Source organism: Kocuria sp. NPDC057446 (assembly GCF_042802875.1).
GTDB lineage: Bacteria > Actinomycetota > Actinomycetes > Actinomycetales > Micrococcaceae > Kocuria.
Map to the genome: position 1 here is coordinate 1 of NZ_JBHVDI010000033.1, position 17,792 is coordinate 17,792.

Below are 17,792 nucleotides of genomic sequence, written 5' to 3' on the forward strand. Positions count from 1 at the left end.
CGCCGAGCCCCCGCTCCAGATCCCCGAACCAGTGGCACTGGCCGCTTGACAATACAGAGGGACCATCGGCCCCACACCGCCTGCGGCGATCAGCCCCCGGCCTCACGCACCCCGGCCCGTGCCAATAACGTCATGCCCTCTTACACCTAGCAGCACCACTCGAGGAGGTGCTACTAGTGGGCCGTCGTTGAACTACCTGAACGTATGGCGGAGTGTGACCATGGATTATGGCGAATCACCCTGCGGCTCCGTTGCAGTTGTGCCAGGGCGACCGGGAGAAGCTCCAGCAGCTCGTCCGGTTGACCTCGGTGCGGGCCGGGCTGGCGCAGCGGGCGCGGATCGCGCTGCTGTCCGCCGACGGGGTTTCCAATACTGAGATCGCCGAGAAAGTCGGCGCGACCCGCACCACGGTGATCGCCTGGCGGGCCCGCTACACCGAGGCCGGGATCGAGGGACTGGCCGATCATGACCGGTCGGGCCAGCCCCGGCAGATCGACCACCGGGCGATCGTGGCCGCTACCCTGAGGCCGCCGCCGAAGAAGCTCGGGGTCACCCACTGGTCCTCCCGCCTGCTGGCGGGGCGGGTGGGGATTGACCATTCCACCGTGGCTAAGGCCTGGCGCGAGCACGGGGTGGCCCCGTGGCGGGAGGGCACCTTCAAGTTCTCCACCGACCCCTCAGTTGGTGGCCAAGGTTGTCGACGTGGTCGGTCCGCATATGGCCCCGCCCGAGAATGCGGTGGTGCTTTGCGTGGACGAAAAGTCCCAGATCCAGGCCCTCGAGAGAACCGCCCCGTCTCTGCCGATGCAGCCCGGGAAGCCGGCGGCCCGCACCCATGACTACGTCCGCCACGGGACTTCCACCCTGTTCGCGGCGCTGGAGATCGCCACCGGTCATGTGACCGCAGAGTGCAAACCGCGGCACCGGCGCCAGGAGTTTCTGGCGTTCCTCAAGCAGGCGGCCCGGGCCTACCCGGAGGGGCAGCTGCACCTGGTGATGGACAACTACGCCACCCACATGTCCGCCGAAGTCAGAGCCTGGCTGGCCGACAATCCCCGGTTTCGGGTCCACTTCCCCCCGACCTCCGCGTCATGGCTGTACCTCGTGAAGGTGTGGTTCTCCATCGTCGAACGCCAGGCCCTACACCGGGTCGACGTGGTCCAAATCCAGGAGCTGAACGCCCGTATCCGCGCCTTCGTCACCGGCTGGAACGACCGCTGCCACCCCTTCGTGTGGACCAAGACCAGCACCGAGATCCTCGGGAAAGCCAACCGCCCAGCCACTTCAAATACGGGCCACTAGAGACTTCCGTCCTCTGGCGAGAAGCCCGTTCCTCATGACATCGACGCACCCGCGTCAAGAAGGCCATGTCTCACAACACTTAATCATTCATGCTTGAATTTAAATAAATCGACAAATATAGCTTTTGCGACTCGGCTTATCAGACGTAAAGTAAATACAGATACTGATGAAGCTTGTGACCAAAAACTAGCAGCCTTCACTCTTCGCCCATATCACGCACGATTTCCTGCAGTCGTTCAATAAACACTTGAGCCGAGAACTGCTCAGCGTGTTCTTGGATTTTTGGCCCATCCCATTCATATTTAGGGAAGGCTGCTAAGGATTCACGTATCGAATCAGGGCTCGGGGCATCTATAAAAAGTCCAGTGGCACCCTCCACAACAGTGTCCAAATATCCGCCAGCGCGTAGGGCGATGGTGGGCTTGCCATAAGCCGCGGCCTCCACTGGGGTCAGACCGAAATCCTCAAAGGAAGGCGCCACAACTGCCTCGCATGTCGAATAAATCCAACGCATCTGCGCGTCTGTCAGATGGGAAACAATTTTGACGTTAATAGGGGCGGATTCGACCAGCTCGTCTCGCAGAGGGCCAGCTCCTACGATCACAAGGCGCTGATTCAGGCCCCTAAATGCTTCGATTGCCTGATTGACATTCTTGTACGGCAAAAGCCTGGACACCAACAGAAAGTGCCCGCCTACGCCCACGAAGTCCTCAAGGCCCGGAATTGGCTCGCGAGGCCCGTTAGTATCCACTCCGTAGGGCGGATGTAGTACGTCAACCTCCCTGCCGTAGACTTCTTTCACGCGCTTTTTCACATGGGTCGAATTGGCGACATAGACGACGGAGTTCGCGGCGGCCCTTTGGTCCCACAAACGCAGAATAGGACGCATCAACCATAGGGACCACCCTGCTGGCCTTCTCCACAATGCGGAACCGAGATACTGCTGCGAAAAATACAACCAGCGAGCAGGTGAGTGGCAGTACACCATCTTGTTCCCATCAAACGTGAAACCGTGCGCCCATCCTGAGGATGAAATTACCGCAACGTCCTCCCTAACACGCAAAGCTTGAGACGCGAAGGCGAGAAAGGGTAAAGCAAGCCTGTGATTTCGACGAAAAACACCCAGCTTATTCAAAGGCGATGTAACAATATTAGCATCTTGGAACTCCGGATAAGTACTTTCTGGATTGTATAAGGTCGTGTAGATGGTGGCATCCGGAAACGCCCGGTGCATGGCGAGGACAACTCGTTCCGCTCCCCCCCTTTGCGTTAGATAGTCGTGGGCGATAGCTACGGTTGGCTGCTTCATATAGCAGTTACCCCCTTTTGTGTTGAGGAATCTGTATCATTTCCGCTTTCGAAAAAAGAAGTGGGCGTCTGCATGCACCTGTTCCCAGGCTTTTCGATGCAGGAAACGGAGAACGACCACCATCACCACGCAACCAAGTAGTCCTCCACACACGAGTCGCGCAAAGGGTGGTAGGGGAACGATCATTAGCATGGCGTAGGGCGCAGCTACCCACGCGCTCAAACTTATGGCTGGGACTAGAGATCCCAACATGCTCTTATATGAGGTTCTGGCTGTCGCTTTGTGCAGATAACCAATGTATGGAGTAAGCACGAGGCCGGCAATTGTATACCCCCAGGCGACGCCAACCATGCCCCACGACAATCCAGCGACAATACCACCAATTTGAACCGCGGCAGCGATTAAATTAAAGCGCAAGTGCGTTTGAGATTTTCCCATACCCAAAAGAAGAGGCGCAATGATAGAAGTTACCGATTGTCGAGCACCGGTTAAAGCAAGTATTTGAAGGACTGGCACAGCACCGAGCCAACTTGAACCCAGGAACACCAATACCGCATCTTCACCTGAAATCGCTACGAACGTCATCAAAGGAAAAGTAATAAGAGAGATGGCCGACATGCTCCGTAGCGTCAACCGAGATACTTCTGGCAAGTTCGCCTTATGACTGGCGATGGCTGGAAACAGTACCCGCGAGACCATTTGGCCCACCATCTGCACTGGCGTCAACAACACTCTGTAGGCCAGCGAGTACAGGGCAAGATCGGCGGCGCCGTAAAACTTACCTACGAGCAAGTTATCCACATTGCGGGAAGTTACCGAAACCACATTGCCAAGAAAGACTCTTGATCCGAAACCAAGAATCTGCTTGAGGTGAGAGAAGCGCATTGAGGGACGAAAGAATCGCGCCGCTCCCATCAGCATAATAGCCACTACAAAATCATTTGCAATGACTTGAATGACGATGGACCAGTACCCGAGACCGCCGACCGCGGCAGCCAATCCGGCCAGGCCGCCAAGCAACGCTCCCAGCACGTCAGCTATCGCGATGGGCTTGAAAGCGAAGGAGCGCATCAGCAACATGCGCGGAACAATTGCGAGACCCTTCAAAACCAGGCCTCCGCCAAGAACTTTCAGCACCAACTCAAGCTCTGGACTGTTGAAGAACGCTGCGGTGGCCGGCGCGACGGCGAAGGTTACCGCGAAAAGCAATAGTGAAAGGACTATATTTAGACCGGCCGCTGCGCGAACCGTGTCTATCGTGACCCGTGAGCTACTCACCAGGGCGGCTGTTAGGCCTTGGTCAAGAATTAATATTGCAAATGCAATGTATACATTCGCCTGAGCCACCAACCCATAGGCCTCTGGTCCCAGCAACCGCGCGAGCACAACCGAAAAGCCCAGTAGAAAGATCTGTCGACCGATTAGCGAAGCACCATTCCAGGCAACGGACTTCTTTAGGGGGCGGCCTTGTTCCTCGCCGTATTCCAATACAGTGGCCATGGAACTACGGTTGCCGGGCAATAGGACGAATAATTTCGTGCAAATCTTCGACTGGCGACATTGCCGCCGTACGCAACTTCGTCAATTGTTCAGCGCTGAGCGTCCACCTTTCGCGGTTTTGGCTCACCTTTATTAGCTTGCCCTCAATCCAGTCACTTGTGACCGATTCGATGCTTATGGCCAAGTCACCGAGTCCCAACGAACGGAAAAGTTCCAGCGTCTTGAACTCATAGGCGACAGCGATAACGGGCACACCTGCGACTAGAGCCATGATGGCAAGATGCATTCGCGTGGTAACCACGACCTCCGCCTCAGCGACAATCTGCAGCAGTACGTCGGGGCCGTGGAAATCTCTGTCCACTTCAACCTTCATGCCCTCGAAGATCCTCATAGCCAGGGCTGAATCGTCGTAGGCGTACTCAGGCACCCCCTGACAGGTTGACAGCGCCGTCACGGCGAAGTCTTCCTCAAGAAGAACACTGGCAGCCTGGCGCATAGCGTCAGCGTATGTCGATTGATCAAATGAGTCGGATGCCACACCCCTGTTCCATTCACGGACGGACAGAAGTGCTCGACGCTTGCCGCTGAATAGCTGAGACATCCGTGACGGTCGTGCAAGGGCGAATACGGCGTCAGCCACCACGCGCCCTTCCACGCCGGAGACCGTGCGCCGCCAAGCCACTGCAGACTTCTCGTCGCGGAAATACACCAGATCCGTACAGTGAGCAATCCGTTTAATGGCTGTCGATGCCCGAGGTGAGTCGAAGGGCCCCATGGACTGAGTCCAGAGGACAACGGGGAGGCCCAGTCGTGAGCCCATCTCGAGCTCGACCGCCCTGGACTCGAAGTTGTAATGGTCCACCAGATAGGTGCCACCACTACTAATTAAGAGCTCCATCTGAGCCATCAAACAAAAGCTCCGAGCAAACCCTGTTCGACGCAAAACTGGGAATCCAAGGATTCGCTGAGCAACACGCGGATTCGTCGACACCGTACGCACGAGAGTATGACGGAACCGTTGCAGTAAGTTGCGCAGACGTGCAGGCCTGCGGGGTGGGGACACGGCTAGTTGCTGGAGAATGTTCCAAGACGGGTAGAGACGTCTTGTGACCCTCGCGTTCGAGTCGAACACGTAGATGTCGGCACGTGTTGCGACTCCCCCCGCCTCCAGAGCCTGCACGATGCCCTCGTAAATGGCTGCGTCTCCAGTATTCGACAGAACGGCGTTGGTAATGGCAACTTTCACGTTCGTTCCACACTCTCTTTTGGACGATCTAAACAACTTACGCCTGACGACTTTATGTTAGTTTTTTTGCGCAGCACTATTTTTTTTCCAACAATTCATCATATATTTGCTCGAGCTTTTCTGATTGCCGAATCAGGTCAAACTCCTGCCTCACTCGTTGGGCTGCGGCGAGTCCAACCTCAGTGGCCCTATTAGGGCTGTCCAGAAGTGCTTCCATGCGCTCCGCAAGGCCAGTCACGTCGTTCTCCTCCGCGAGTAGGCCGTACGCATCAGAAGGTATGGCTTCGGGAATGCCGGAATGGCGAGTTGATATCACCGGCGTACCCGCGCTCATAGCCTCTAATATGGAAATGGGAAGGCCTTCTTGGTCACCATTCTCTGCTGTCCGACTGGGCAGGACAAATGCCAAGGCTCGGTCCAAAAGGGTCTTAATGCTTGCTAGGTCCTGCTGGCCGTAAAAGTGAACTTTTTTCCGCAACCCGTGGGCATTGACCATGGCTTCAAGGCTTTCCCTGAGAGGGCCGTCGCCCACGATATCCACGTGGGCATCCGGATATCGGGGAGAAATCTTGTGAAGCGCATCAATTAGCACCGATGTCCCCTTTTTTTCGACCAATCGCGCCACATGGACGAACCGAGGCTCGCGCGGGGCTCTGCTAATGGGGAAGCGGTGGGTGTCCACCCCGATGTAGTGAGTCATAACTTTTTCTGGGGGCATCCCCAATTCGACAGCCTTGCCAGCAAGGTAGTCCGACACGCATAGGATGCGTGTTGCCCTGCGAGCGGTCGATGCTCGAGCCAATGCGTACCGAATAGCTACGGGTCGCCGAGCACGGATCAGATCGGGCTTTGTGATAGTGACGTCTCTGCCGTGCAAGGTGATGACGGACGGAAGAGACAGTCTTTCTGCCGTGGGTACTATCAGCATTCCGTCGGGACCAAAATGAGCATGCACCAAACGAGCATCCTCTTGCTTAATTAGCTTTTCCAGCACGCGGGATCGCCCACCCAGTGCGAACTTGTACTGGGCCAATCTGCTGCTTTGCGCGTCAAGAGATACTGCCAAGACCCCCTCCGGTGCATTCATTACCGAACGGCGTGAAACGTACAGGGGGTTGTACCTCTGCATTGACTGCACCTGCGAGCGAATAAATGTTTCCGACGGCACAAAAAGTCGTTCGCGGAAGACCACAATGTTTGGCACCGTTATCTTCGAGCCCAATAGTTGTTCCGTTCGGATACTCATGCTTTGGCCTCAATGACCGCTCGTCGCACGGATAAGATTAATGATCCGAACCGGTTAGCAATCTCTGCGTCTGTCGGAATTTTCCTCAAACCCAGCGCACCCTCCGACAAAGCCTTCCGCAATTCGAAGTCATTATTTAGAGCGCTAAGTGCGTCAACGAGATCGTTTTCGCTTCCCATTTGGACCAGCAGGCCGTTTTTCCTGTCGGTCACCCATTCCGGCGGACCTCCAGCATTGACCGCGACAGTAGGCCGCCCAGCCGCCAAATATTGAAGGACGTTCTGACCCAAGGGCTCCGGCCTGATCGAAGAATGAACGCAGATGTCCATGCCCGACAAAAAATCAAAAATGTTCTCGATATGACCCATAAACACCACTTGATCCTCGATCCCGAGCGTCCGGGCACGTTGCTTCAGGTGGCCAAGGTAGTTCTCATGTCCAAACGCAGGGGCGCCGGCAATGTACAGCTTGGCGGCCGAATCCTTAAAAACCCGCGCGAAGGCAGTGAACAATAGTTCCTGCCCCTTCCAGGGATCGATCCGAGCGACCATGCCGACATTTCGCACTTCGGGGGCGACAAATGACGTCGTCAAACGGCGATCGATGCCCGCAGGACTGGGGATGACTTCGGCAGTTGCGTTGCTCTTGAGGTACGGCAGCGCTGTGGAAAGCGTAGCCTTGGAGTTGCCAATCACCGCATCAGCGCGCGGAAGGACAAACTTTCGGAAAAGAAATTTTCCCGCTCGCCCCAGACTCGCGGAGTCGACCATGTCGCGCAAATGTACGACCAACGGTTTGTCGGTGCCGAAGCATGCCATGGCGCCGTAAAGCGCGGCCCGGCTCGTGTTCGCGTGGATGACATCTGCTGACCGGAAGGCCTGGTTTGCACGCAGGCGCACCGCTTCTGCTGCGATATTGAACCCGAATTTAAGCGCTTGCGCAAAAGACGCGGAACTGGCTCCAGATTTTTGTAACTTACCAATTTCAATGACTTTTACATGCGAAAGACTTTGATCCCTGAATGCGTCCTCGGTTTCCAAACCCTTCGATTTAGCTGGCAGTGCCAGTACGGGCACCCAATGGCCCGCATTCTCGCACAGGCGGCGCAAGGCTATCTCAGCTCCGCCCGGCGTACGAGTGTGGTCAAGGTGCAACACGGTCGGATGCACGTGACACTCAAATGTTCCCGAGAGGATTGGTCTAGTCATGTCAGGCCGCCCGACTGCCACGATGGTCAATTCTTTCGACGATGGCTGCGACAGACCCCTGAATCGATAACGCCTGGGCGTTCTGACGGACATGGTTGCCGACATCGGCGCGAAGACTGTCGTTTCGGACAAGATTTTGGACGGCCACTACCCAGGCCTGCGTGTCATGAGGGTCCAGTACATAGGCGTCACGAAGTTGTTTGTCTGTGTACAACATCGGCGCTGCCCCGAACGCATCAGACAACACAGTTGCCATACCGCCTGTGGCCGCCTCGACCGCGCTGCGCCCGAATGCCTCCCTGAACGATGTCCCGATATAGATGGTGCCCTCTTCCCACACCAACTGAGGATCACTCCAGCCCCGGAACGTCACGTTGGACGGTGCTGCTTGTTCCAACTCAGAGCGCAGTTCGCCGTCTCCAAACATAAGACCCGTAACCGGCACCTGCTTCAGAATTTCAAGGAAAAGGTGGGGGTTTTTGTCCGGGGACATTCGGGCAGCCCACACCAAAACTGACCCTGTTGACTTTCGGACTCGCGCTTGGGCGTGTGAGGCGATACCAGCCGGGACGATATGTGTTTGTGGCCAGTCCAGTTCTTCCTTGAGTTTCGGAGTAGTGGCCCAAACCTCCCACATGCGGCTGAGAGCCCATCTTTCGATCAAGCGCCATGCTGTTCTACGCAAATGGTTGGCCTCACCTTCACGTGGCCATGGAGCACCACGAACATATGCGATAAGCTTTTGTTTACGGTGACGTTTCAGTGTGGCAAGAAGCACGTCCGACTGAGGGATGAGCGATATCACAGCATCAGAACTTTGAAGGCGTTCATGCTTTCCAAGCAGGCTTCTCAGCTTCAACAATCCTGTCAGTCCAGCGTAGTCAAGGACATGCACATCAACACCTTCCGGCACTGAGGTCGCTCCTAGATCTCCACGAGTGACAACGACGCCTTTCCAATCAAGCCCCGCATTCCTTGCTGCTTCGACCAGTTCACATGTGGATCGAAAGACTCCTCCCTTTGTAACAAGAGGAGCCGCCACCAGGGTTACCTTTGGATTCATATCTTTTCCAGTTTCTCAGACCTGTTCGCAGGACGGGACAAAATCTGCTCGCGCGAAATAAAATCTTCGGCACGCGTCGCTCGTGAGACCCACGGTGGACGTTCCCATTGAGTTCGTCACCCGAGGGGGGCGGGTGGCTCCTTCCACTTGCCTTGGTACGGGTCTCCTGATCTTGCCCGCAGGGGAAGTTGCGCCGTGCCGGCAAGTCTGCACTGCATTAGGCATCTCCGAAGGCAAGCGTCAACATGCGGCGCGGCGCGCCTTGACTGCGCCAGGAGACGATAGCATTGCATGCAGGTTAGCCCTCGGAAGCTTCCCATGGCTCACTACAGGCAGCCCGCGAATGAGCTACATCCACGCCCGTGGGCGCTCCGTGACAGGCATCACTTGACGCGGATTATCCGTGATGCTGTGGCAGATGAGTCGATGGTCTCCCGACCATGCCCTCAAGCCATCTGGTCACCTGGCCACCAGGGGCTATAGCAGTTTTTGGGCAATCTATGGATGAAGGAGTAACAGTGACGTATGACCGTTCCACGGATACGGACACAGGTCTAGATGCCCGCGAATTTGTGCGAATGATACGTCAACATTGGCGCGTCATAACGGCACTCACGCTAGTCTGCACGCTGCTCGCTCTCGCTTGGTCCTTGACTAGGCCGAACGTATATGCATCTACTGCGACCGGGCTTGTGATCGCCACTGGCCAGGAGGATCTAACAAGCGCCGTCGCAGGGGACCGCCTTGCTCAGTCGAAAGCAATTTCCTACGAGTCTTTGGCTACCTCGCGACCAGTGGCAGAAGCTGTCATCCGTGATCTCGCATTGGCTGCGACGCCAGAAAGCCTGCTTGGCTCCGTGGAAACTAATGTACCCAGCGAAACGATGGAGATTCGCATCACCACAAAGGCCACATCACCTGAAGGTGCAGCTGATTTGGCTAACGCTTGGGTGACTGCTTTAGCGGGCCAAGTACAGACGCTGGAAAGCAACGCCGTTGGCGACGGCGAAGCAGTTGGTCGAGTCACGCTACAACCCTTGAGCAATGCCTCATACCCCCTGTCTCCCACTTCGCCCAACGTACCCCTCAATATTGCTATTGGTTTCCTAGGGGGTCTTATGGTCGGCCTCGTCTACGCCTTCGCCCGGTACAAAATGGACCGCCGGATCAAGTCGGTGGAGGAGATCCGCGACGGCTTCGGTGTGGCGGTCCTCGGCACCATTCCACAGGACGACCGGCTCGCCGATCACCGCGAGATCATCGAGACCGGCTTCTCCGGCGGCCGCGGTCACCACGAGTTCTCCGAGGCGCTGCGCGAGCTGCGCACCAATCTCAGCTTCGTCTCGGTGGACAACCCGCCGAGGATGATCGTGGTGACCTCCTCGTTGCCGGGTGAGGGCAAGTCCTCGATCACCGCGAACCTGGCGGTGGCCATCGCCTCGACCGGGCGCAACGTCGTCGTCGTGGACGGGGACCTCCGCCGCCCGGTGATCACCGACCTGTTCGGGCTCGTGGCCGGCGTGGGCGTCACCGACGTGCTGACCGGTCAGGTGCAGGTGGACGAGGTCCTCCAGACCTACGACAAGTTCCCGAACCTGCAGGTGCTCGGCGCCGGCCGGACCGCGCCGAACCCCACGGAGCTGCTGTCCTCGAAGGCCATGCACACCATGCTCGAGACCCTCGCCGAGGACGCCCTGGTCCTGGTGGACGCTCCCCCGCTGCTGCCGGTCACCGACGCCGCGCTGCTCACGGCCTCCGCCGACGGCGCGCTGATCGTGGCCACCGCGCAGAAGACCACCACGGACGAGCTGTCCAAGTCCCTGGAGAACCTGCACCAGGTCCACGGCAACGTCCTGGGCGTGGTGCTCAACCGCGTGCCCACCACCGGTGCGGACGCCGGGTACTACGGGTACTACGGCAAGTCCTACTACGCGAGCTCGGACGAGAAGGCGGCGCCCGCAACCGGTGCGCAGCCGGTCGTCGCCGCACCGGCCTCCCAGCCGTGGGGCACGGCACCGCAGGCTGAACGCTCCGACGCACAGCAGTCGGCCGCGCCGCTCGCTCAGCGGGAGCCCACGGCTCCGTCCGCGGAGGACGCGGCGCCCGCGCCGAAGCCTGCCGCTCAGCTGCAGACGGATGTCCCGGGCTCTGCCGAGCAGGAGACCTTCGGACTCGAGGCCTGGGGCCGGTCCGGCTCGTCCACCGGGTCCACGGCCACGGGGCACTGACCTCCGACGGTGGCCATTGACCCCATGACGGGGCGTCTTCCTGCGGGAAGGCGCCCCGTTCCTCATCGCGCTGGTCCCCCGCGACGAGGCTGCTTGCCGTGCCGCTCGCATCACCGGTGCCGCCGTCTCGGGGGGGGGGGGGGCTGTGCCGTCCGTCGAGGAGAGCGTCATCGCGGAACGCGCTGACCGAAGGCGCTGTACGCCAGGTCCGGCGCAGATTGCTGTGGCCCACAGTGATCAGTGGGCGCTCCGCGACGTGACGGCACAGGAGACCCACCGGCTCCAACGCGCACCGGATTGCTCCTTCGTCTCGTGTCCTCGCGCACCAGCGTCATGAGAAGTGGTGAGAGGGCCCGCGTCGTCCCAGAACGGCCATGCGCTTTCCGTCGTGCATGGCGGCCGTGATTTCCGCCAACAGGCGCACCACGTCCGCTATGCCTTTCTCGGCATCGCTGCCGCGATACACCGCATGCCATTCCGTCGGAGGCGCACCGAGCAGAGTCACGGTGGCCAGTCCAGCACCGGTCTGCATCCCGGGCAGCATCGGCAGCACGGCCATGCCCCTGCCGAGCACAATCTCACGCTGCAGGGCGACGACGTCCTGGGCGGCGGACGGTACGAGCTCAGCAGTATCGATCGGCCGGACATCACCCAGCCACCCCTGCGCCATGTACGCCGGTGAGATCGCTGGGTTGTAGAGAAGTGGAAGCCGGGCGAAGTCTGCGACGTCGGCCGATCCCGTGCGGGCGAACGGATGGCTCGACGGCACCACGCCCACACGGGTGGAGAAGCCGAGGGGATCGGACACCAGCATCGGGTGGTGGACGCCGGACGGGCTCCAGAGCAGGTCAACGTGCCGACGAACCAGTGCGCTGGCCATGTCCCCATAGGGCACGCCGAGACTCCGCAGCGTGATGTCGGGAATTTTGTCCTGCAGGCCGCGGATGATGTCAGCCAGCACGCTCATCATGGACCCGGCGCCGAGCCGTCCGGGTACACCGACGCGGATGGTCACACGGGTGGTCGTCTGCGCCGCAGCGAGTGCCGCAGCTCGGGCCGCAGCCTGTGCGGCACGCGCGCAGTCCAGCAGTTCAGCGGCGTCAGCGGCGAAACGCCAGCCGGCGGCTGTCAGGGACGCGGTACCGGCGTGGTTGCGTTCCAGAAGGGTGCACCCGATCTGCCGTTCCAAACGTTGGATGCGCTTCGTCAGGGCTGACGAGGTGAGATGGAGCCGGGCGGCGGCTTGGCCGAAATGCCCCTCCTCGCACAGGATCAGGAAACTGGCGGTGCACTCCAAGTCCAGATCCATGTCCGCCACTGACTCGCTCCCCCGGTTGCCTTTCGCGAGGTCGCCGACGATGCGCCGCAGGAGCGCAGCCGGCCGATGTGGTCATCGTAACGCCCGGTCAAGCGGTAGTTCCCGTGCGGAACAACAACGCCTATCCGCTTCTGCCCGTCCCTAATCTGGATTCATGGGCCGAACAGTGTTCTTCCCGTCGACGTGGCGACACAGGACATCGACGCTCACCGGGAGTCACCGGAACAGCACGTGTCGCACGTCCGCCGCAGCACACCCCAGGAGCTTCCGTGGCTCCCGCACTCTTTCCTGAGGGAGATGTGAACGATGCAGGTCAATGCCACCATCCGAGTGAACGGGCGTCCCCTGGTGCATGCCTTCGTGGAGCACCTGGTGTTCGGCGTGGGCACCAAGGTCTACATGACTGACCGTCAAGGACGAATTCGAAGCGATGCCTGGGATCTGGGCATCGACAGCTTCACGAACAACGCCGACATCCGGGTGATGTGCCAGAACCCGATCCTGCGCGTGGTCGACGGCAAGCTGGTCAACATCGCCATTTACCAAGACGTGAGCATCAAGGACGGCGCGGTCGTGAACCTCAACACCGCCAAGGAGCAGCGGGACCACTACGACATCCTCGACCGCGCCTGGCGCACCTACCACACCGCCTATGTGTGGACCGCCTTCTACCAGAAGCTCGAGAACCCCAACTTCCCGCTCGGCCGCAGTGCTTCCCTGAAGACCACCATGAACCGACCGCAGCGCATCGACCTGTCCTACCCGGACAAGTTCGACCTGAGCCCGCTGCCCTTCGTGGAACCCAAGCGCCTCAGGGACAACTACCCCCTGATGCACATCAAAGACCGCTCAGTGTCCGGCAGACTCTTCGGAGAATCGGGCCAGCGCCCCGGCATCATCCCCAGCGAGCTCTCCCACGCACTCCACTTCTCCCATCTGTCGCTGCAACAACGAGGAAAAGCCCAGGACAAGTATCTCGAGTTCATCGCCTCCGAGCTCGCCGCCGGACGCCCGGGCACCCACGCGTTCTCCCAACGCACCTCTGCCATCGTGGCGTTCATCGAGGCACTGGACCACTACGGGGAGCGGTTCTGTGAGTTCATCCGCGCCCACGGGGGCTACGACAATCCGGTGACGCCGGTGAAAGTCACCCAGGCGATCGAACGCGACTTCCTCGACGCCGAGTGGTCCCTCCTCACCCGGGCCGCCGGCTCACCCCCCGACCCGAGGCAGTTCTCGCCTGGGCCGCCGGCTCCGCCTGTCGATGCTGCTGAACGGACGCGTCGCCGCAATGCAGGCACCCGTACCGGACGAACACCGAACGTCCAGGGAGGCGACGTCGAAGGAGCGGTGTACGCAGCGATCTTCGTGGACTTCGCCCGCTCCGTGGGGCTGGGCAAAGCCGTGAGCATGTTCTTGGAGGCCAACGCGCTGACCTTCGGAGAATATCGCTCGCACGTCCACAAGAAGTACCCCGAATGTCGAACGGAGCTTGACGGGGTCAGGTCGTACTGGAACCTCTGAGCCGATCACCACCGCCGGCGGCACCAACCCGGTCACTGTCACGGCCCAGAACATCAAGGAGAATCGATCATGGCTGAAGAGGTCATCCGGGACCTGAGTGTCCGGTGGATCACATCACGGATCGAGTACGCGGCGAACACGAGCGACCTCGAGCGGTTCTTCTTCGAGGCCTCTGACAAGAACAGCTACTACATCGACCTCAACAAGACGAACGTGGCGTCGGAGATCGCGGCGATCAATCTCACGAGGGACGCTTTCCTCCACAACAAGAAGGTGAACATCTGGTACGAGGTCCGGGACAACCGGAGATGGGTCAAAGCGCTGAACCTCCACCACTGAAAGACGTGAGACGAGATGAATTCTGCCGACGTTCCGTTCGAAGGACTAGAACCTGTCCCTGGGCTCAGCACGGTGGACGACCCGAACGGCGAGAAGACGTTTTTCGCACTCGAGGGGAACTGTCCCGTCGTCGTCGTTGCCCCCCATGCTGGACGGAACGACATCACACCATCCGGAGCCAGGGCGTTCGGCAAACGGGAGAACGATCCATCGACCGCCCGTACCCCCAATGTCAGCAACGACGTCCGCACCCTTGAGATCGCCTTCGCTCTCGTGCGCACGCTGTCCGCCATGGGGTTCGTTCCGTACGCCTTCCTCAACTGCGTGAGCAGGGGGTACATGGATCTCAACCGGCCCTGGGGCGGCCAAGAGATGTGGAGGGACGCTAACGGCGTCTACCGGCCGGGTGACGAGCTGAAATCACCCGCCGAGTTTCCCCGGGTTCGGAGTTTCGCCGCCTTCAAGCGTGACTACTACGACCGCATGCACGCCGAGATCCAAGCGGTGACCACGGACCTGCATCCGAACGGCTGGATCTTCGACGTCCACGGACGACAAGTCGACGGCGCCGATCTCGAACTGTTCACCGGCTACGGCCACTATGCGCGCCGCGATTTCATCTACGACAACGGTGCGGCATCCCTGCACGCGCATCTGGTGGAGCAGGGCTGGGCGGTCCGCCCCGGCTCGCCGGACCCCGGCGACGAGGTGGGAGCGACTACCTCCCCGGCGACCAACCTGATCAGCGGCGGTCGCTACGGAGCCAGCCACTTCTCGCCCACCCGGGATCCGATCCCCCGGCCGGACAACGTCATTCCGACAGCACCTCACCGGCTCCACGGTGTCCAGTTCGAAATCTCGAGGCGGCTGCGGCCATCTGGACCTCCGGAAACACTGGAGAACGTCGGCATAGGCCTCGCGCACGCCATGTTCGGTTTTCTGCGCGACAACGGCGTCATCACCCGTGTGCCCCGCCCCCTGACCGGGCACAACACCAATCTGTGGATGTAGCACTGTGCGGGCCCACTGGGAGTGGCGTGGCGTTGGTCGCCCCCGACTGCCAGTGATGGGCGAGCCCTGTCAACAAGGGGGAACTCGCGAGGTCATCGAGGCGCACCCGACCATCGTGTTCACCACCCTGGCCCTCTCGCGCACCGTGCAGGCCCGCATCGGGCTGGCCACCCGCAACCTCATCCTGCAGCTGCGGCCGCTGCGCTCAGCGACCATCGCGATCAACGGTACGGCCCAGACCCTTGCTCCGGACATCCCCCACCGAACAGCAGTCCATCCTCGACGCCACCCATGGGTCCGAAATCTCGCACGGAGCGAATGAGCCAACTCAGGCGCTGAGAGGGTCCTTCGGCGACAACGACAACGCCAGGGGCTGGCGGGTGGACAGGCACCCACGGTTTCTGGCCGGTTGAGCGGGCGCTCCACCGGCCCAGTCACCCGTTGGGCCGGCGCCGTCGGGGCGTGGAACACAGATGTTCCTGAGCTGGGTACCGGATGGACACGCAGCCCTCGGGGTGATCCCGCCGCCGGGATCCCCTACGCAGTGCCTACGTCGATCCTCTTGAGCCCTGACGGCGATCCGGACACGCTCCGCCCCCAACTCGCGACCGCAGCAGCGACTCGAATCGCAGGCTCTGGCGCAGCGAGGCCGCTCCCTCTGCATGCGGGTCTCCTGCCACGCACTACCCGGCGGCTGCCTCAGCAGGGCGTCTGCTGGTGCACCACGAGCCTCCACCCCTGGTCCCGGCGTGCGTAGGTGCTGCTGACCAGTGCCTCGTACGGCGCGGATTCTCCCCGGCGGGCCAGCACGCGGTAGAACACCACCGCGGTGTCGGGCGCCGGATGCAGCTCCCGGAGGCCGGACAGCTCGTACGACGACCACGGGATGCCGGACATGGACGCCACGATCGCCGCGCGGTCCTCCAGGAGCAGGCCCCCGGGCAGCAGCATCACCACCTCCTGGTCCAGGACGTCGTCGTAGAAGGCCGCGGCCTGCTCGCCGGTCGAGGCCAGGGCCTGCCAGCCCTGCTGCTCCAGGCCGAGGGGATCGGTGCTCTCCATGGGCCCATGATGGCACCGGGCGACGACGCGGCGCCTGCCCCGCGGGCGCAGGCGAACGGCCAGCAGCCTGCCGAGAGCTGCGAGCTCGAGCGTCCTACGCTTCGTGCTGCCGCGCCGGAGGGCTGGTTCAGGAGCCGGCGAAAGCTATCCGTCAGTGGGCGACGTATTCCCGGCCCGAACCTTGTCCACCTCCTCGGGGAAGTAGCAGGCGATGTGTTCCCAGACGTTGACGTGGCCGAAGACTCGTTCCGTGACATAGATGTATCCGGCATTGTTGTCCCGACCGCGCTGGATGACGGCGGCCAGCTCCTCCGGGGGGCAACCGTGGATGGCGTGCCAGAACCTCTGCTCCGGGAAGTCGTGCTGCCACTGCCATTCCTTCGGCTCGCGCTGAAGGTAAGTTCGGCTGTCGCTCTCGAAAGACATGAAGACGTCTGCCACAGGGGCACTGGGATCCGTGAGCATGTCCAAGGGGAAGGTCGTACCGGGATTCTGCACGACCAGGGCTCTGCCGCCCTTGCTCTTGACGTGTTGGAACACCGATGTGTAGTACCCATGGGCTGCTGCAGCATTGTCCATTTCGTCGAAGAAGATGCCATCGATATGCGGCCACCGCCGGTAGTACTCGTCGATCTCGAAGAACACGTTGTCGATGTTCGCCAGGCTGCGGGAGAGCCCCATGAAGTGCTGGTTGTTCTGCGGACCGGGATTGCCGGTCGAGGTGAGGGGCACCAACTCCTGGGTGTCGGCGTGACGGAAACGGCCCGTGGTGGGTGACTCCACGACCCATAGGTAATTGGTGTTCTCCTTGAGGTTTTCGGGAACGGTCAAGGGCGGGGCGACATGGCCGACGTGGATGGGGCCGAAGCCGGTGGCCCATCCGGTCTTGCTTTCCTCGCCCTCCGAATCGCGGGTCGTGACCAGTCCCGCGTCCGGATCGACGGTGAAGCGGTGCTCCTTCGACACACCCTTGGAGTCCCGGTAGTTGGTGGTGACGTAGCCGAGCACGAGAGCACCGGCGCGGTGCATCTCGTCGATGCGTCGCTGACAGAGACGGAACTCCACGTTGTCCTCGGTGTCGGGTCGGAAGGAGTCGGTGTAGCCGGGTCCGCTGTTGGGGTTGAGCACGGTGATGCCCAGATGGGGACGGGCGCTCGCTGCGGCCGCCCAGTCCTTATCCCCGTTGGGATTGCGGTGGAAGTAGGAAGGGATGGCGATCTGCTGCTGCATCGCTGGACTCCATTTTCTGTGGTGAGGGCTTCGGCGGCGCGTCACTCGACGGGAGTGTTCACGATGACGGTGGCATCGCCCCGGACTCCTTGATAGGTGGCGGTGATGATGGCCTGCCCGGGGCCGTTGGCGGTGACCACCCCGGCGCCGTCGACCCCGGCGACCTCCGCATCACTGGAGTTCCACTCCACCCCGGAAGCCAACGC

The 17,792-nt window shown here is 60.6% G+C and carries 15 protein-coding genes and 2 pseudogenes; 7 read left to right on the plus strand and 10 right to left on the minus strand.

Annotated features, from left to right (window positions below; translation table 11 throughout):
- Positions 1 to 227 precede the first annotated feature (227 nt).
- Positions 228 to 1,302: pseudogene (locus tag ACFU0Y_RS06250) on the plus strand (IS630 family transposase).
- Between the two features lie 196 nt (positions 1,303 to 1,498).
- Here ACFU0Y_RS06250 and ACFU0Y_RS06255 read toward each other — a convergent pair.
- From ACFU0Y_RS06255 to ACFU0Y_RS06280, 6 genes are all read right to left on the minus strand, one after another.
- Positions 1,499 to 2,611, minus strand: coding sequence for a glycosyltransferase (locus ACFU0Y_RS06255; protein ID WP_380213594.1), 1,113 nt, complete (start codon positions 2,609 to 2,611; stop codon positions 1,499 to 1,501).
- A gap of 36 nt (positions 2,612 to 2,647) precedes the next feature.
- On the minus strand, positions 2,648 to 4,111 hold the full coding sequence (locus tag ACFU0Y_RS06260) for a lipopolysaccharide biosynthesis protein (RefSeq protein ID WP_380213595.1): 1,464 nt from the start codon (positions 4,109 to 4,111) through the stop codon (positions 2,648 to 2,650).
- 4 nt (positions 4,112 to 4,115) lie between these two features.
- The gene (locus tag ACFU0Y_RS06265; RefSeq protein ID WP_380213596.1) at positions 4,116 to 5,357 is read right to left on the minus strand and encodes a polysaccharide pyruvyl transferase family protein; all 1,242 of its coding nucleotides are present in this window, start codon (positions 5,355 to 5,357) and stop codon (positions 4,116 to 4,118) included.
- Positions 5,358 to 5,433: 76 nt separating this feature from the next.
- Positions 5,434 to 6,603 carry a glycosyltransferase gene (locus ACFU0Y_RS06270; protein WP_380213597.1) on the minus strand — a complete coding sequence of 390 codons (1,170 nt, stop codon included), beginning with the start codon at positions 6,601 to 6,603 and terminating at the stop codon, positions 5,434 to 5,436.
- Positions 6,600 to 7,772 carry a glycosyltransferase gene (locus ACFU0Y_RS06275; protein WP_380213599.1) on the minus strand — a complete coding sequence of 391 codons (1,173 nt, stop codon included), beginning with the start codon at positions 7,770 to 7,772 and terminating at the stop codon, positions 6,600 to 6,602. The genes ACFU0Y_RS06270 and ACFU0Y_RS06275 overlap by 4 nt, the downstream gene beginning before the upstream one ends.
- A gap of 40 nt (positions 7,773 to 7,812) precedes the next feature.
- A complete protein-coding gene (locus ACFU0Y_RS06280) occupies positions 7,813 to 8,874 on the minus strand; it encodes a glycosyltransferase family 4 protein (RefSeq protein ID WP_380213600.1) in 1,062 nt (353 codons plus the stop codon).
- A gap of 500 nt (positions 8,875 to 9,374) precedes the next feature.
- On the opposite strand from ACFU0Y_RS06280, the pseudogene ACFU0Y_RS06285 reads away from it, so the two are divergent.
- Positions 9,375 to 9,683 (plus strand): annotated as a pseudogene (locus ACFU0Y_RS06285) (Wzz/FepE/Etk N-terminal domain-containing protein); the annotation flags it as partial.
- Between the two features lie 309 nt (positions 9,684 to 9,992).
- Entirely contained in the window at positions 9,993 to 11,102 is a 1,110-nt protein-coding gene (locus tag ACFU0Y_RS06290; RefSeq protein ID WP_380213617.1) for a CpsD/CapB family tyrosine-protein kinase, read from the plus strand.
- A 331-nt stretch (positions 11,103 to 11,433) separates the two neighbouring features.
- On the opposite strand, the gene ACFU0Y_RS06295 is transcribed toward ACFU0Y_RS06290, so the two are convergent.
- Positions 11,434 to 12,411: a LysR family transcriptional regulator gene (locus ACFU0Y_RS06295; protein WP_380213601.1), complete on the minus strand. Its 978-nt coding sequence runs from the start codon at positions 12,409 to 12,411 to the stop codon at positions 11,434 to 11,436.
- A gap of 315 nt (positions 12,412 to 12,726) precedes the next feature.
- Between ACFU0Y_RS06295 and ACFU0Y_RS06300 the strand changes: the two genes are divergently transcribed.
- From ACFU0Y_RS06300 to ACFU0Y_RS06315, 4 genes are all read left to right on the plus strand, one after another.
- Complete coding sequence (locus tag ACFU0Y_RS06300) at positions 12,727 to 13,944, plus strand: hypothetical protein (RefSeq protein WP_380213602.1); 1,218 nt, start codon at positions 12,727 to 12,729, stop codon at positions 13,942 to 13,944.
- Positions 13,945 to 14,013: 69 nt separating this feature from the next.
- Entirely contained in the window at positions 14,014 to 14,283 is a 270-nt protein-coding gene (locus ACFU0Y_RS06305) for a hypothetical protein (protein WP_380213603.1), read from the plus strand.
- A 72-nt stretch (positions 14,284 to 14,355) separates the two neighbouring features.
- Positions 14,356 to 15,294 (plus strand): hypothetical protein, encoded by a 939-nt coding sequence (locus ACFU0Y_RS06310; protein WP_380213604.1) that lies wholly within the window; start codon positions 14,356 to 14,358, stop codon positions 15,292 to 15,294.
- A gap of 55 nt (positions 15,295 to 15,349) precedes the next feature.
- Positions 15,350 to 15,616 (plus strand): hypothetical protein, encoded by a 267-nt coding sequence (locus tag ACFU0Y_RS06315; protein WP_380213605.1) that lies wholly within the window; start codon positions 15,350 to 15,352, stop codon positions 15,614 to 15,616.
- A 377-nt stretch (positions 15,617 to 15,993) separates the two neighbouring features.
- Here the strand turns inward: ACFU0Y_RS06315 and ACFU0Y_RS06320 are convergent, their stop codons facing one another.
- The 3 genes from ACFU0Y_RS06320 to ACFU0Y_RS06330 form a co-directional block, all read right to left on the minus strand.
- Complete coding sequence (locus ACFU0Y_RS06320; protein ID WP_380213606.1) at positions 15,994 to 16,356, minus strand: nuclear transport factor 2 family protein; 363 nt, start codon at positions 16,354 to 16,356, stop codon at positions 15,994 to 15,996.
- Between the two features lie 144 nt (positions 16,357 to 16,500).
- On the minus strand, positions 16,501 to 17,586 hold the full coding sequence (locus ACFU0Y_RS06325) for a spherulation-specific family 4 protein (protein WP_380213607.1): 1,086 nt from the start codon (positions 17,584 to 17,586) through the stop codon (positions 16,501 to 16,503).
- Between the two features lie 41 nt (positions 17,587 to 17,627).
- A complete protein-coding gene (locus ACFU0Y_RS06330; RefSeq protein ID WP_380213618.1) occupies positions 17,628 to 17,777 on the minus strand; it encodes an Ig-like domain-containing protein in 150 nt (49 codons plus the stop codon).
- Positions 17,778 to 17,792: the final 15 nt, after the last annotated feature.

Excerpts from the sequence above, each read along its gene's own strand:
- ACFU0Y_RS06255 (WP_380213594.1), bottom strand. The coding sequence starts at position 2,611 with ATGAAGCAGCCAACCGTAGCTATCGCCCACGACTATCTAACGCAAAGG.
- ACFU0Y_RS06260 (WP_380213595.1), bottom strand. The coding sequence starts at position 4,111 with ATGGCCACTGTATTGGAATACGGCGAGGAACAAGGCCGCCCCCTAAAG.
- ACFU0Y_RS06270 (WP_380213597.1), bottom strand. The coding sequence starts at position 6,603 with ATGAGTATCCGAACGGAACAACTATTGGGCTCGAAGATAACGGTGCCA.
- ACFU0Y_RS06280 (WP_380213600.1), bottom strand. The coding sequence starts at position 8,874 with ATGAATCCAAAGGTAACCCTGGTGGCGGCTCCTCTTGTTACAAAGGGA.
- ACFU0Y_RS06290 (WP_380213617.1), top strand. The coding sequence starts at position 9,993 with ATGGTCGGCCTCGTCTACGCCTTCGCCCGGTACAAAATGGACCGCCGG.
- ACFU0Y_RS06295 (WP_380213601.1), bottom strand. The coding sequence starts at position 12,411 with ATGGATCTGGACTTGGAGTGCACCGCCAGTTTCCTGATCCTGTGCGAG.
- ACFU0Y_RS06300 (WP_380213602.1), top strand. The coding sequence starts at position 12,727 with ATGCAGGTCAATGCCACCATCCGAGTGAACGGGCGTCCCCTGGTGCAT.
- ACFU0Y_RS06305 (WP_380213603.1), top strand. The coding sequence starts at position 14,014 with ATGGCTGAAGAGGTCATCCGGGACCTGAGTGTCCGGTGGATCACATCA.
- ACFU0Y_RS06315 (WP_380213605.1), top strand. The coding sequence starts at position 15,350 with ATGGGCGAGCCCTGTCAACAAGGGGGAACTCGCGAGGTCATCGAGGCG.
- ACFU0Y_RS06320 (WP_380213606.1), bottom strand. The coding sequence starts at position 16,356 with ATGGAGAGCACCGATCCCCTCGGCCTGGAGCAGCAGGGCTGGCAGGCC.
- ACFU0Y_RS06325 (WP_380213607.1), bottom strand. The coding sequence starts at position 17,586 with ATGCAGCAGCAGATCGCCATCCCTTCCTACTTCCACCGCAATCCCAAC.